This is a genomic window from Nocardioides marmoraquaticus (assembly GCF_054777915.1).
This window is the reverse complement of sequence record NZ_BAAHAA010000008.1, coordinates 119,855-133,802: the sequence shown is the minus strand read 5'-3', so window position 1 is coordinate 133,802 and position 13,948 is coordinate 119,855. Positions and strand designations below refer to the sequence as shown.

General features: G+C 74.2%; 12 protein-coding genes. 9 read left to right on the top strand and 3 right to left on the bottom strand.

All coding sequences use genetic code 11. The annotated features are described in order from the left end of the window. Positions 1–8 precede the first annotated feature (8 nt). Positions 9–1,037: an aldo/keto reductase gene (locus tag ACYU8I_RS08485; RefSeq protein WP_460839508.1), complete on the bottom strand. Its 1,029-nt coding sequence runs from the start codon at positions 1,035–1,037 to the stop codon at positions 9–11. 167 nt (positions 1,038–1,204) lie between these two features. Between ACYU8I_RS08485 and ACYU8I_RS08480 the strand changes: the two genes are divergently transcribed. Next, positions 1,205–4,015 carry an aconitate hydratase gene (locus ACYU8I_RS08480; RefSeq protein WP_460839506.1) on the top strand — a complete coding sequence of 937 codons (2,811 nt, stop codon included), beginning with the start codon at positions 1,205–1,207 and terminating at the stop codon, positions 4,013–4,015. A gap of 44 nt (positions 4,016–4,059) precedes the next feature. On the opposite strand, the gene ACYU8I_RS08475 is transcribed toward ACYU8I_RS08480, so the two are convergent. Then, positions 4,060–6,204, bottom strand: a complete 2,145-nt coding sequence (locus tag ACYU8I_RS08475; RefSeq protein ID WP_460839504.1) for an ATP-binding protein — start codon at positions 6,202–6,204, stop codon at positions 4,060–4,062. Between the two features lie 98 nt (positions 6,205–6,302). On the opposite strand from ACYU8I_RS08475, the gene ACYU8I_RS08470 reads away from it, so the two are divergent. Genes ACYU8I_RS08470 through ACYU8I_RS08460 form a run of 3 tightly spaced genes read left to right on the top strand, consistent with a single transcriptional unit; the run spans position 6,303 to position 7,523 of the window. Next, positions 6,303–6,617: a thiamine-binding protein gene (locus ACYU8I_RS08470; protein WP_460839501.1), complete on the top strand. Its 315-nt coding sequence runs from the start codon at positions 6,303–6,305 to the stop codon at positions 6,615–6,617. After that, the gene (locus tag ACYU8I_RS08465; protein ID WP_460839499.1) at positions 6,614–7,018 is read left to right on the top strand and encodes a YjbQ family protein; all 405 of its coding nucleotides are present in this window, start codon (positions 6,614–6,616) and stop codon (positions 7,016–7,018) included. Before ACYU8I_RS08470 ends, ACYU8I_RS08465 begins: the two co-directional genes overlap by 4 nt. Before the next feature lie 22 nt (positions 7,019–7,040). Continuing rightward, positions 7,041–7,523 (top strand): XdhC family protein, encoded by a 483-nt coding sequence (locus ACYU8I_RS08460; RefSeq protein WP_460839495.1) that lies wholly within the window; start codon positions 7,041–7,043, stop codon positions 7,521–7,523. Here ACYU8I_RS08460 and ACYU8I_RS08455 read toward each other — a convergent pair. Beyond that, positions 7,520–8,839, bottom strand: a complete 1,320-nt coding sequence (locus tag ACYU8I_RS08455) for a DUF6596 domain-containing protein (RefSeq protein WP_460839493.1) — start codon at positions 8,837–8,839, stop codon at positions 7,520–7,522. The two genes, ACYU8I_RS08460 and ACYU8I_RS08455, sit on opposite strands and share 4 nt — an antisense overlap. Before the next feature lie 81 nt (positions 8,840–8,920). On the opposite strand from ACYU8I_RS08455, the gene ACYU8I_RS08450 reads away from it, so the two are divergent. The 5 genes from ACYU8I_RS08450 (at position 8,921) to ACYU8I_RS08430 (ending at position 13,933) form a co-directional block, all read left to right on the top strand. Further along, positions 8,921–9,289: a hypothetical protein gene (locus ACYU8I_RS08450; RefSeq protein WP_460839491.1), complete on the top strand. Its 369-nt coding sequence runs from the start codon at positions 8,921–8,923 to the stop codon at positions 9,287–9,289. A 17-nt stretch (positions 9,290–9,306) separates the two neighbouring features. Further along, complete coding sequence (locus ACYU8I_RS08445; RefSeq protein WP_460839489.1) at positions 9,307–9,735, top strand: NUDIX domain-containing protein; 429 nt, start codon at positions 9,307–9,309, stop codon at positions 9,733–9,735. Continuing rightward, positions 9,732–10,673: an SMP-30/gluconolactonase/LRE family protein gene (locus ACYU8I_RS08440; protein WP_460839487.1), complete on the top strand. Its 942-nt coding sequence runs from the start codon at positions 9,732–9,734 to the stop codon at positions 10,671–10,673. The genes ACYU8I_RS08445 and ACYU8I_RS08440 overlap by 4 nt, the downstream gene beginning before the upstream one ends. A gap of 76 nt (positions 10,674–10,749) precedes the next feature. Next, positions 10,750–12,705: a 1-deoxy-D-xylulose-5-phosphate synthase gene (dxs, locus tag ACYU8I_RS08435; protein ID WP_460839485.1), complete on the top strand. Its 1,956-nt coding sequence runs from the start codon at positions 10,750–10,752 to the stop codon at positions 12,703–12,705. Continuing rightward, the gene (locus ACYU8I_RS08430) at positions 12,632–13,933 is read left to right on the top strand and encodes a hypothetical protein (RefSeq protein WP_460839483.1); all 1,302 of its coding nucleotides are present in this window, start codon (positions 12,632–12,634) and stop codon (positions 13,931–13,933) included. The genes dxs and ACYU8I_RS08430 overlap by 74 nt, the downstream gene beginning before the upstream one ends. Positions 13,934–13,948: the final 15 nt, after the last annotated feature.

The following is a 13,948-nucleotide window of genomic DNA, read 5'->3' as shown; positions in this document are numbered from 1 at the left end:
GCTGACGCTCAGCCCGTGATGCTGCGGGAGCGCTGATCGAGGCCGAGCTCGCCGTAGGGGTAGTCGGCCACCTCGAGCGCGCTCGCCCCGTCGAGGACGGCCGTGTCGGCCGGCTCGAGCTCCACGTCGGCGGCGCCGAGGTTGTCGCGCAGCTGCTCGGTGGTGCGCGCGCCCAGGATCACCGACGTGACGGTCGGGCGTGCGCGGAGCCAGGCGAGCGCGACCTGGGGCATGCTCAGCCCGCGCTCGCCGGCCACCCGGTCGACGGCGTCGACGATGCGCCAGGTGCGCTCGGTGCCGCGGCGCTCCCAGGCCTCCATGCCGCGGCCGGGGTCCTCGCCGAGCCGGGTGGAGCCGGTGGGCCGCTCGTCGCGGCGGTACTTGCCCGACAGCCAGCCGCCCCCGAGCGGGCTCCACGGCAGCAGGCCGATGCCGGCGTCCTCGGCGGCCGGCACGACCTCCCACTCGAGCTCGCGCGAGATCAGGCTGTACTGCGGCTGCAGGGTGACCGGGGCGACGAGCCCGAGCTCTCGCGCCAGGTGCACCGCCTTGGTCAGCTGCCACCCGGTGTAGTTGGAGAAGCCGTAGTAACCGACCTTTCCGGCCCGCACGAAGCCGTCGAGGGTCTGCAGCGTCTCCTCGAGCGGGGTGTGGGGGTCCCACGCGTGCACCTGGTAGAGGTCGACGTGGTCGAGGCCGAGGCGGCGCAGCGACCCGTCGAGCGCCCGCGCGAGGTGGCGACGCGAGGCACCCACGTGGTTGGGCTCGTCGGTGCCGATGGGGAAGCGGCCCTTGGTGGCCAGCACGACGCGGTCGGTGACCGCTGCCGGGCGGGCGGCGTACCACCGGCCGATGATCTCCTCGCTCACCCCGGCGCTGTAGACGTCGGCGGTGTCGACCAGGGTGCCGCCGGCCTCGACGAAGACGTCGAGCTGCTCGTGGCTGCCCGCCTCGTCGGTCTCGGCGCCGAAGGTCATGGTGCCGAGCGTCAGGTCGGAGACGGAGCAGCCGGAGCGGCCCAGGGTGCGGTAGCGCATGGGCGGCCCGTACCCGCCGCCCCGCGGGGTGCACAGATCACTTGACGTCATGTATCTTGACGTCAAGAGATCACCGCCGTCCCGGGAGTAAGGGTGGCCTTGCTTCCCGGGGTGACCGCCTCGGCGGCAAGATGGCGGCAGACCACGAGACTCATCGAGGAGCGCGCATGGCCAGCCAGGACAGCTTCGGAGCGAAGGACACCCTCGAGGTGGGCGAGAAGAGCTACGAGTTCTACCGCCTCGACGCGGTCGCGGGGGAGGGCCTCGACGTCGCCTCGCTGCCGTTCAGCCTCAAGGTGCTGCTGGAGAACCTGCTGCGCACCGAGGACGGCGCCGACATCACCGCCGACGACATCAAGGCGCTCGCCGGCTGGGACGCCGACGCCGAGCCCGACAAGGAGATCCAGTTCACGCCGGCCCGCGTGATCATGCAGGACTTCACCGGCGTGCCGTGCGTCGTCGACCTCGCCACCATGCGCGAGGCGATGGAGGAGCTCGGCGGCGACCCGAGCCGTATCAACCCGCTCGCCCCGGCCGAGCTGGTCATCGACCACTCCGTGATCGCCGACGTCTTCGGCACCCCCGAGGCCTTCGAGCGCAACGTCGAGATCGAGTACGACCGCAACAAGGAGCGCTACCAGTTCCTGCGCTGGGGCCAGGGCGCGTTCGACGACTTCAAGGTCGTCCCCCCGGGCACCGGCATCGTGCACCAGGTCAACATCGAGCACCTCGCGCGCGTCGCCTTCACCCGCGACGAGGACGGCGCCACCGTCGTCTACCCCGACACCTGCGTCGGCACCGACTCCCACACCACGATGGTCAACGGCATCGGCGTGGTCGGCTGGGGCGTCGGCGGCATCGAGGCCGAGGCGGCCATGCTCGGCCAGCCCGTCTCGATGCTCATCCCGCGCGTCGTCGGCTTCAAGCTCTCGGGCGAGCTGCCCGCCGGCTCCACCGCCACCGACCTCGTGCTCACCATCACCGAGATGCTGCGCGAGCACGGCGTGGTCGGGAAGTTCGTGGAGTTCTACGGCGAGGGCGTCTCGGCGCTGCCGCTGGCCAACCGCGCCACGATCGGCAACATGAGCCCCGAGTTCGGCTCCACCATCGCGGTCTTCCCCATCGACGAGGAGACCGTGAAGTACCTCGAGCTCACCGGCCGCAGCCGCGAGCAGCTCGACCTCGTCGAGGCGTACGCCAAGGCCCAGGGCCTGTGGCACGACCCGTCGCACGAGCCCCGCTACAGCGAGAAGCTCGAGCTCGACCTCTCGACGGTCGTGCCGTCGCTGGCCGGCCCGAAGCGCCCGCAGGACCGCGTCACGGTCGCCGACGCCAAGCAGTCGTTCCGCGGCGCGCTGGCCAACTACGTCGACTCGGGTGACGACGGCATCGACGGCGCCCAGGACGAGGCCCTCGACGAGACCTTCCCGGCCTCCGACGCTCCCACCGCGTCGGGCCAGACCAACGGCGCCCCGCGCGACTACCTCTCGTGCGTGCCCGCCGACGGCGGTCGGCCGAGCAACCCCGCCACGATCTCGATCGACGGCCAGGAGGTCACGATCGACCACGGCGCGGTCACGATCGCGGCGATCACCTCGTGCACCAACACCTCCAACCCCTCGGTGATGATCGGCGCGGCGCTGCTGGCCAAGAAGGCCGTCGAGCGGGGCCTCGAGCGCAAGCCGTGGGTCAAGACCACCCTGGCCCCGGGCTCGCAGGTCGTCTCCAACTACTACGAGCGCGCCGGCCTCACGCCGTACCTCGACAAGCTGGGCTTCAACCTCGTCGGTTACGGCTGCACCACCTGCATCGGCAACTCCGGCCCGCTCATCCCCGAGGTCAGCAAGGCGGTCAACGACCACGACCTCGCCGTCACCTCGGTGCTCTCGGGCAACCGCAACTTCGAGGGCCGCATCAACCCCGACGTGAAGATGAACTACCTGGCCTCGCCGCCGCTGGTGGTCGCCTACGCGCTCGCGGGCTCGATGGACGTCGACCTGTTCAACGACCCGCTGGGCGTCGACACGGACGGCAACGAGGTCTTCCTCGACGACATCTGGCCCTCGCCGGCCGAGGTCGAGGAGGTCGTCGGCCAGGCGATCACCGCCGAGATGTTCGCCGAGGACTACGCCGACGTCTTCGCCGGTGACGAGCGCTGGCAGTCGCTGCCGACGCCCGAGGGCGACGTCTTCGCCTGGGACCCCGACTCCACCTACGTCCGCAAGGCGCCCTACTTCGAGGGCATGCCCGACGAGCCCGAGGCGGTCGAGGACATCTCCGGCGCCCGGGTGCTGCTCAAGCTCGGCGACTCGGTGACCACCGACCACATCAGCCCCGCCGGCGCGATCAAGAAGGACAGCCCCGCGGGCCGCTACCTCGCCGAGCACGGCGTGGAGCAGCGCGACTTCAACTCCTACGGCTCGCGCCGCGGCAACCACGAGGTCATGATCCGCGGCACCTTCGCCAACATCCGGCTGCGCAACCAGCTGGCCCCCGGCACCGAGGGTGGCGTGACCCGTGACTTCACCGCCGACGGCGAGGTCACCACGGTCTTCGAGGCCTCCGAGAACTACGTCGCGCAGGGCACGCCGCTGGTGGTGCTCGCGGGCAAGGAGTACGGCTCCGGCTCCTCGCGCGACTGGGCCGCCAAGGGCACGGCGCTGCTCGGCGTCAAGGCCGTGATCGCCGAGAGCTACGAGCGCATCCACCGCTCCAACCTCATCGGGATGGGCGTGCTGCCGCTGCAGTTCCCCGCCGGCGAGAGCGCCGAGTCGCTGGGCCTCACCGGCGAGGAGGAGTTCTCGGTCACCGGTGTAACCGAGCTCAACGACGGCCGCACCCCGAAGACGGTCAAGGTCACGGCGGGCGACGTCGAGTTCGACGCGACCCTGCGCATCGACACCCCCGGCGAGGCCAACTACTACCGCAACGGCGGGATCATGCCGTACGTGCTCCGCAGCCTGCGGGCGCGAGGCTGACCCGCGCCTGACGCGTCCTCGACCTCCCGACCGGACCTGAGCGATCAGCCGGTCGGGAGGTCGACGGTCACCCGGGTGCCGGTGCCGGGCTGCGAGCGCACCGCCACGTGGCCACCGTGCTGCGTGACCAGGGCCTGCACGATCGACAGCCCGAGACCGGTGCCCTGGATGGCCTGGTCGGTGGCCTCGCGCGCCCGGAAGAACCGGGTGAAGAGCTTCTCCTGGTCGCCCGGGTCGATGCCGATGCCGGAGTCGCGCACGAGCAACCGGGCCGTCCCCGTGTCGCTGGTCAGCGCCACCGTCACCGCGCCGCCGTCGGGCGTGAACTTCACGGCGTTGCTGACGAGGTTGACCACCACGCGCTCGAGCGCGTCGTGGTCGCCGACCACCATCACCGGCTCCGGAGGCAGCACGAGGGAGGTCGCGAGCCGGCGCTGCGTCAGCTGGGCCTCGAACAGCTCCCAGGCCGAGCGCACCACGTGGCGCAGGTCGAGCGGGACGCGGCTCAGCTGCAGCCGCCCCGACTCCGAGCGCGACAGCGTCAGCAGGTCGTCGACCAGCGTCTGCAGCCGCACCGCGTTGCGCTCGATGCGCTGGAGGGCGTCACGCTGCTGGCGCGTCAGGTCGCCCAGGCTGTTGTCGGCGAGCAGCTCGGCGTAGCCCGCGATCGAGGTGATGGGCGTGCGCAGCTCGTGGCTGACCGTCGAGATCAGCTCCTGCTTGACGTCGTCGACCTCCTGCAGCTTCTGCACCGAGCGCTGCTCGTGGCGCAGCGCGGTCTCGAGCGCGCGCTGGCTGCGGATCCGGTCGGTCACGTCGTCGCCGCAGGCCAGGCAGCCGACCACGGCTCCCGAGGCGTCGAAGATGCGGTTGAGCGAGAGCGAGACCGTGCGTGAGCCGCCGTCGCGCGTGCGCAGCTCCCAGTCGGTGCGGACCTCGAGGTCGAGCAGCGCCTGGCGCACGCTCTCGAAGTCGGCGGGCACCCCGAGCTCGTCGGCCTTGCGGTCGACCTCGTGCTGCGGGACGAGGAAGGCGCCACCGCGTCCGAGCGCTTCCTCCGCCGGGTAGCCGGAGGCGGTGACCGCGCCGTCGTTGAAGTGGGTGATGCGGCCCCGGTCGTCGGTGATGATGAAGATCGTGGTGTGGGCCGCGGCGATGGACCGCTCGAGGGTGCTCGCCGTGCGCTGGGCCTCGAGCCGCAGCTGCGAGAGCCGCTCGACCGACGAGGCGAGCGGCACCACCAGGTAGGCCAGGGCGGCGAGGAAGACGTAGAGCGGCAGCACCGCGAGGCGGCCCGGGAGCACGTCGCCCTGCACGGCGGGGGCGAGCGGACCGGTGCCCGCGACGGACGCCACGTAGACGAGCAGGGCGAACAGCACCGTCTGCACGTGGGTCTCGCGCCGCGACGCGCGGAGCCCGGCCCAGCACAGCAGCGGGAAGGCCACGACGATCGCGGCCCCCAGCACGCCCGAGGCGGGCACCGTCAGCACGAGGGCGACCCGCTGCGCCCACAGCTCCCAGCGCGACCCGGTGCGCGGGCGGCCCGCCAGCGGGTAGAACGCGGGCAGCACCACGACGAGACCGGCCAGCGACCCGACCGACGTGACCACGAAGCCCTGCAGCGCCGCGGTCGAGCCCTCGCGCGAGCCGACGACCCCGACCACCAGCAGGCCGTTGAACAGGGCGCTGCCGACGAGCACCGCGTGGTAGCGCAGCCCGGTGAAGGGCTCACGGCCACCGGGACCGGCCCGGGCCAGGCGGTCGAGCAGGAGGTAGGTCACCCACGCCGGGAGGGTCGCGGTGAGCGCCGCGCTGGTCGCGAGCAGCGGCCCGACGTCGTACGCCGGCGCCACCGCGAGCGCCAGCGCGACGGTGCCGGCCGCGGCGGCGGCCAGCCGCCAGCCGTGGGGCGCCGTCATCACCAGCGCGACGCCGACGGCGTTGACCGGCCACCAGGCGTCGGTGCCGTTGCCGACGACGACCGGCATCGCGGTCAGGGGCATGGCCAGCACGAGCAGCAGGAGGACGGGTACCCGCGGGGTGCCCGTCAGCCCGGCGACGGTGACCGTCCCCGGGTCGCCGGTCGGCTCGTCGTCGACGGCCCGCGGCGTGGGCAGCAGCGACGGGGCCGACGGCTCCGCCGCCGGCTGCTCCTCCAGCTCCCGTCCTGGGTGACGGACCGTGGACATGGCACCCCCGAGCCTCGTGACCTGCACATACTGCCTTCTCGGGGCCGGATCTGGCGATGCCTGGACACACCTCGGGGGGCGTCCGCGAGGATGGCACGATGATCGTCGCCATCAGCATCAGCCCCGGGGGAGCGCCCCTGCACGGCGAGTCCGAGCCCGACGGCGGGGTCAGCGAGGCCGTCGCCGAGGCCGTCCGCGTCGTCCGCGAGTCGGGCCTGCCGCACGAGCTCAACGCCATGTTCACCAACATCGAGGGCGAGTGGGACGAGGTGATGGCGGTCGTCAAGCGGGCCGTCGACGTCGTGGCCGAGCGCTTCCCCCGGGTCGGTCTGGTCCTCAAGGCCGACGTCCGGCCGGGGCACGACGGCCAGCTGGCCGCCAAGGTCGCGCGGGTGGAGGAGCGGCTCGCATGAGGTCGGAGGTCCGTCGCTACCGCACCGGTGACGCCGAGCGGGTGCTCGACCTGACCCGCGACTGCGAGGCCTTCGTCGGCGGCGAGTCCGACGGGCTGCTCCACCTCTTCGTGCCGCACGCGACCGCGGGGCTCGCCGTGCTCGAGACCGGCGCCGGGTCCGACGACGACCTGCTCGCCGCCCTGGGCGACCTGCTCCCCGCCGACGACCGCTGGATCCACCGCCACGGCTCGCCCGGGCACGGCCGGTCCCACGTGATGCCGGCCCTGGTGCCGCCGTACGCCACCGTTCCGGTGCTCGACGGCCGACTGGCGCTCGGCACGTGGCAGAGCGTCTGCCTGGTCGACCTCAACGTCGACAACGCCGAGCGCGAGGTGCGCTTCTCCTTCGTCGGCGGCTGAGGGGCGTGCCACGCTGGTCGGCGTGACGACCCCGCGGCAGCAGTCCTGGCGTGACGACGACGGCCCCAGGGGCCGGCTCGTCGTGCTCTCCGACAACCCGGTCTCGCAGGCGCTCGTCCGCCTCGCCGAGGTGGTGGGCCTCGACGTCGAGGTGGTGGCCGACGACGAGGACGGCCGGGGGGCCGCCGCCGTCGCGGCGCTGCGCCCACGCCCCGGCGACGCGGTCGTGCTGTGCGACCACGACGCGCCCGACGCCCCAGCCGTGCTGCGCGCGGCGCTCGCGGCCGGGGCGACGTACGTCGCGATGCTGGCGAGCCGCCGCCGGGCCGAGGGCCTGCTCGAGGAGCTGCGTGCCGAGGGGGTCGGGGGGTTGGACCGTCTGCACGTGCCCGCCGGCCTCGACACCGGGGGCCGCAGCCCCGGCGAGATGGCGCTGTCGGTGCTCGCCCAGGTGGTCGCGGTGGGGCACGGCCGCACGGGCGGGCCGATGGGCGGTGCCGGCTAGCCGCCCGCCTGCGCGATCCGGCGCTCGCAGAAGGCCCGGATCGGGGCACTGGTGACGTGCTCGAGCAGGCGACGGTACGTCGGGACCGCCGCCGCGTGGCGCCCCGTGCGCCAGCGGAGGTCGGCCAGGGCGAAGGCGGCGTCGCGGCGGGCCGGCGCTGACGCCTCGCCCACGAGCTGGACGAGGCGCTGCTCGATGCCGCCGAGCACCTGCGCGGCCTCGACGTCGGTGCCGCCGAAGCCGTGCAGCACGTGCTGGGTGCGGGCGGCGAGCTCGGCGACCTCGACGCTCGGCGAGGCCCACACCTCGCGCAGCACGGCGTAGAACTGCACCACCCGCGCCCAGTCGGTCTGCGTCGCGCTCGGCGCGGTCGCGTGCAGCGCCGAGATCGCCGCCTCGAGGGCGAAGCGGCCGTGGCCCTGCATCGCGAAGGCGGCGTCGGCCAGCCCGACGGCGAGCATCCGCTGGTCCCAGCGGTCGCGGTCGACCTGGTCGAGGGTGAGGGCGACGCCGTGCTCGTCGACGCGACCCGGGCGCCGGGCCAGGCCGAGCAGCACCACGGCGCGAAGGCCGCGCACCTCGGGCTCGCCCGGGTGCAGGTCGACGAGCCCGTCGGCGATGGCGAGCGCCTGGTCGCCGAGGTCCTCGAGCGCGTCGGGCGGCTCGGGGCTGGTGCGGTGGGCGACGGTGTACATCGCCGCCACGCAGTCGAGCACCAGCGGCAGCCGCTCGTCGCGCTCCTCGGCGCCGGGCAGCGCGAAGCGGGGGCGGGCCTCGGCGAGGGCGCGCTTGGCCTGGGCCAGCCGCGACGCGGCCGCCGCCTCGCCGGTCCCGAGGTGCACCGCCACCTCGGCGAGCGACGACCCGCACACCACCCGCAGGGCCAGGACGAGCCGCTGCTCCTCCGACAGTGCCGGGTCGCACACCGCGAACAGCAGCGCGAGCCGGTCGTCGAGCCCCGGCGGCAGGTCGCCGGCGGTGCGGCCGTCGCCGCCGGTCGGCAGGTCGAGGAACGTGGCGGGGAGCCGCTCGTCGGGGCGGGGCTCGCGGCGCAGCTCGTCGAGTCGCGCCTGGCGCCCCAGGGTGACGCACCAGTCGGCGAGGTCGGTGGGCCGGTCCTCGACCGGCAGCGCCGCGGCACGGGCCAGGGCCCGCGCCACGAGGTCGTCGGCGAGGCCCAGGTCACGGCACCACGTGGCCAGCGCCCGCACGGCACGGGGCAGCGCGTCGCGCGCCTCGACCTCGTCCAGCAGCGGGCCGGGTCGAGCAGGAGGGGCGCCCGGTCCGTCGCCGGGCCCGGGCTCGGTGGGAGCCACGCCCCATGGTCGCAGGTCGATGTCGCCGAGCCCAGGGCCGACAGGTCGAACACGTGTTCGATCGACGGGTAGGCTCGTGCCGTGCCCACCCACACCCCGCCCGGCTGGCCCAGCGGCGTACGCCCCCCGGACGCTCCCGACTGGGAGGCCACCGCCGTCGCGTGGCTGCTCGACCAGTGCCCACCCGACTACCGCGGCTACCCGGCGCTGCGTCGCCACCCGGTGCTGCTCGCGCGCTTCGCGGTGGTGCACCTCGAGGCCTGCAGCGCGGGCGTCCATGCCGGTCTCAGCCGTGCCCGGGGCGAGCTGCGTGACCTGGTCGAGCCACCCGCCGTCGACGCGGCCGTCGAGACCTGGCAGCGCGAGGAGGCGCGGCTGCTCGGCGTGCGGCGCGCGGCCGGCCTGGTCGAGGAGGCGCTGCGCGGGCGCCGCTTCGTGGCGCGGCTCTAGCCCAGTAGGTTCGCCGGGTGCTGCCGCGCATCGCCGTCTGCTACCTCGTCGACCGCCGGGGTCACGTGCTGCTCCAGCACCGCGACGAGCACGCGCCCCGGGCGGCAGGCCAGTGGGGCATGGTGGGCGGCCACGTGGAGGACGGCGAGGACCACGACGCCGCCGTGGTGCGCGAGCTGGCCGAGGAGACCGGGCTCCGGCTCCCCGACGGTGCCCTCGGGCTGTGGTTCGAGGGGGAGTTCTCCTACCGCGACGGCCACACCAGCCACTACCGCATCTACGCCGCTCCGACGGAGGCCACCGACGCCGACGTCGTGCTCGGCGAGGGGCGCGCCATCGTCTTCGTCGACCCGCAGGTCGCCCTCGGCCTCGACCTGGCGGAGTCCAACGCCCACTTCCTGCCGAGGTTCCTGGCGAGCGAGACCTACCGGCGGCTGGCGTCGTGAGGCTGCTGCCGCTGCCCGCCGAGGGCGAGGACGTCGTCGTCGGGCCCGACGGAGCGGCGTACGTCGGGTGCGCCGACGGTGCGGTGTGGCGCGTCGACCCGCGCCTCGGCGAGGGCCCGGCCGCCTGGCAGCGGGTCGCGACCACGGGCGGCCGGCCCCTGGGCGTCGAGCTGCTCGACGCCGAGCGGCTGGTCGTCTGCGACGCCACCCGCGGCCTGCTGGCCGTGCACCTCGGCTCCGGCGACGTCGAGGTGCTGGCGACCCAGGTGGCCGGACGGCGGCTGGTCTTCTGCGACAACGCGGCGGTCGCGCCCGACGGCAGCGTGTGGTTCAGCGACGCCAGCCAGGTGCACCGGCGCGAGCGGTGGCGTGCCGAGATGGTCGAGGGCTCGGGCACCGGTCGGCTGCTGCGGCGCTGCCCCGACGGCACGCTCGAGGAGCGCCTCACCGGTCTCGACTTCGCCAACGGGGTCGTGGTCGCCCCCGACGGCGCCAGCGTGCTGGTGGCCGAGTCGGGCGCGCGGCGGGTGCGCCGGCTCTGGGTGGCGGGGGAGCGCACGGGCGAGGTCGAGGTCGTCGTGACCGACCTGCCGGGCTACCCCGACAACCTCTCCCTCGGCACCGACGGGCTGCTGTGGGTCGCGCTGGCCTCGCCCCGGGTGGCCCCGCTCGAGGTCGCCCGCCGCGCCCCCCGCGTCGTGCGGCGGCTGCTCGGGCTGCTGGTCGGGCTGCTGCCCGAGCGGCTGCTGCCCGCCCCGACGCCCTCCGTGCACGCGCAGGCCTACGCCCTCGGCGACGGGCCGCTCGGCCTCGTGCGCGAGGTGCGGGAGCGCCCCGGCGCGGCCTTCTCCATGGTCACCGGCGTGCGCGAGCACGACGGCACGGTGTGGCTGGCCAGCCTCGAGCACGCAGCGCTCGCGGTGCTCGATCCGGCTTGAGGCCCCTCGCCTAGACTCGACAGCGCCCCGGGCCACCGTCCGGGGACTCACCCAGCCCCCGGGAGGACCACCGCGCATGGGCCACCTCCGCCAGATCAGCGGCCCCGCCGACCTCCGCGACCTCGACGACCACGAGCTCGCCGAGCTCGCGAGCGAGATCCGCGACGAGCTGGTCCGCACCTGCGCGCCCCGCGGCGGCCACCTCGGCCCCAACCTCGGCGTCGTCGAGCTCACCCTGGCCCTGCACCGCGTCTTCGACTCCCCGCGCGACCGCGTCGTGTGGGACACCGGCCACCAGGCCTACGTGCACAAGATGGTCACGGGCCGCGCCGCCCAGTTCGACACGCTGCGCATGGAGGGTGGCCTGTCGGGCTACCCGAACCCCGCCGAGTCCGACCACGACCTGGTCGAGAACTCCCACGCCTCGACCGCGCTGTCCTACGCCGACGGGCTCGCCAAGGCCTACGCCTTGCGGGGCGAGGACCGGCACGTCGTCGCGGTCGTCGGTGACGGCGCCCTGACGGGCGGCATGGCCTGGGAGGCGCTCAACAACATCGCGGCGACGCCCGGCCACGGCCCCGACCGCCGCCTCGTCATCGTGGTCAACGACAACGGCCGCTCCTACCAGCCCACCGTGGGTGGCCTGGCCGACCACCTCACCGCGCTGCGCACCAGCCCGCGCTACGAGCAGGTGCTCGACCTGGTCAAGCGGCGCCTGCACGGCGTGCGCGGCGTCGGCCCCGCCGTCTACGACGCGCTCCACGCCATGAAGAAGGGCATGAAGGACGCCCTCGCGCCTCAGGGCCTCTTCGAGGACCTCGGCCTGAAGTACGTCGGCCCCGTCGACGGCCACGACCGCGTCGCCGTCGAGCGCGCGCTGACGCAGGCCAAGCGCTTCGAGGCGCCGGTGATCGTGCACGTCATCACCCACAAGGGCTTCGGCTACGACCCGGCCGTGCAGAACGAGGCCGACCAGTACCACCAGATCGGCCCGTTCGACGTCGAGACCGGCGTCGGTCGGCCCAAGGGCCGCATCTGGACCGACTTCTTCAGCGAGGAGATGGTGGCGATCGGGGCCGAGCGCCCCGACGTCGTCGGCATCACCGCCGCGATGCTCTACCCCGTCGGCCTCGACCGCTTCGCCGCCGCGTACCCCGAGCGCGTCTACGACGTCGGCATCGCCGAGCAGCACGCGGTCACCAGCGCCGCCGGCCTGGCCATGGGCGGCCTGCACCCGGTGGTCGCCATCTACGCCACGTTCCTCAACCGCGCCTTCGACCAGGTCCTGATGGACGTCGCGCTGCACCGCTGCGGGGTCACCTTCGTGCTCGACCGCGCCGGCGTGACCGGCGACGACGGGCCCAGCCACAACGGCATGTGGGACATGTCGATCCTCCAGGTCGTGCCCGGCCTGCGCCTAGCCGCGCCCCGTGACGGCGCGCGGGTGGCCGAGCTGCTGCGCGAGTGCCTCGCGGTCGACGACGCGCCGACCGTGCTGCGCATCCCCAAGGGCGCCCCGCCGGTCGCCGACCTCGAGGCCGTCGACCGGGTCGGCTCGCTCGACGTGCTCGTGCGTGAGGGCGCGCGCGACGTGCTGCTCGTCGCGGTCGGCTCGATGGCGGCCACTGGTGTCGACGTGGCCGAGCGCCTCGTCGACCAGGGGATCGGGGTCACCGTGGTCGACCCGCGCTGGGTCAAGCCGTGGGATCCTGCGATCGTCGCCCTGGCCCGTGACCACCGCCTGGTGGTCTGCGTTGAGGACAACGGGACGGTCGGCGGCGTGGGAGCGTCGCTGCAGCAGCTGCTCACGAAGGAGCGGGTGCGCACGCCGTTCTGCCAGCACGGCATCCCCCAGGAGTTCCTCGACCATGCCAAGCGAGACGCGATCCTCGAGCGCATCGGGCTCACCGCCCAGTCGCTGGCGCGCGGCATCGTCGAGGAGGTCACGGCGCTCGACGATGAGGTGGCTGACCAGCCTGCTGGCGCTCCTGCTGACGCTGACCCTGCTCACCGGGTGCCTCGGGGCAGCTGACCCCGGAGAGCGGTCCCGCGGGGCGCTCGGCGACCCGACGGCCGACGGCGCCCCGGCGCCGCAGGAGTCGCTGCAGGGGCCAGAGCTGCGGGCCCGGGTCCAGCGGCTGCTCGACGCGCGCGCCCGCGCCGTACGACGGGGCGACGAGGCGGCCTTCCTGGCGCAGCTCGGTGGTGGTCGCGCGTGGCGCGAGCGGCAGCGGCTGCTGTTCTCCAACGTGCGCCAGCTCCCGTGGCAGCGGTTCTCCTACGAGGTCGAGGACACCGCGTGGCTCCGACCGGTCCCACGACGGGCCGGTGCCCAGGTGCTGATGCCGCGCGTCACCCTGCGCACCCGGCTGCGGGGGTTCGACAGCCAGGTCGTCGAGCGCACCGTCGGCTTCGTCGTGGTCGTCCGGGGCGACCGCCTGGTCGTCGCCGGCGACCGCGACGCCGACGGCGCCGAGCTCCTCGAGGGCTCTCCCGCGCCGTGGGACCTGGTGCGGGTCCACGTGCAGCAGGGCGACGGGGTCCTCGGGATCTTCGACGACGCCATGCTGGGCTCGGCGCCGCAGGTCATGGCCGCCCTCGAGGAGGGCGTCCGCGAGGTCGACGACGTCGTGCCCTTCGACTGGCCCCGGAGCGTGATGGCCTACGTCGTCCGCGACCGCGCCGTGCTCGACACCTTCACCGACGTCCCGGGAGGCTCGGTCGACCTGCTCGGTGCGCTGACCTTCCCGGTGCACGCCACGCCCGACCGGACCGAGCAGGCCGGCTCCCGGATGCTGCTGCTGCCGACCTCGGTGGCCGCCGGGCAGCCGTTCCTCGGCCGCATCGTGCGCCACGAGCTGTCCCACGTCGCCGTCGCCGAGCGCGACGACGGAGCACCGACGTGGTTCTCCGAAGGGCTGGCCGAGTACGTCGGCGCGCGGTCGGTGCCGAGCGGGCTGCGCCGGATCCCGACCGCGGCGCTGTCCCGGGCCCGGGAGCCGGTGCGCGCGATGCCGGCCTCGCGCTCCTTCAACGGGCCCGACCAGGACTGGCACTACGCGTTGAGCTGGATGGCCGTCGACGCCCTCGTCGCGGAACAGGGCGAGGAGGTCCTGTGGCGGCTGCTCGCCGCCTTCGACCGGGTCGCCGCCCCCGCGATGGACCGCCGTGGCGCCGAGGTCCTGCGTCGGGTCACCGGCCTGGACGAGCGCCGGCTCGCGCGGCTGGCGGCACGACGCATCACCAGCCTCTACGGCTGACGGCGCCGGTCACTA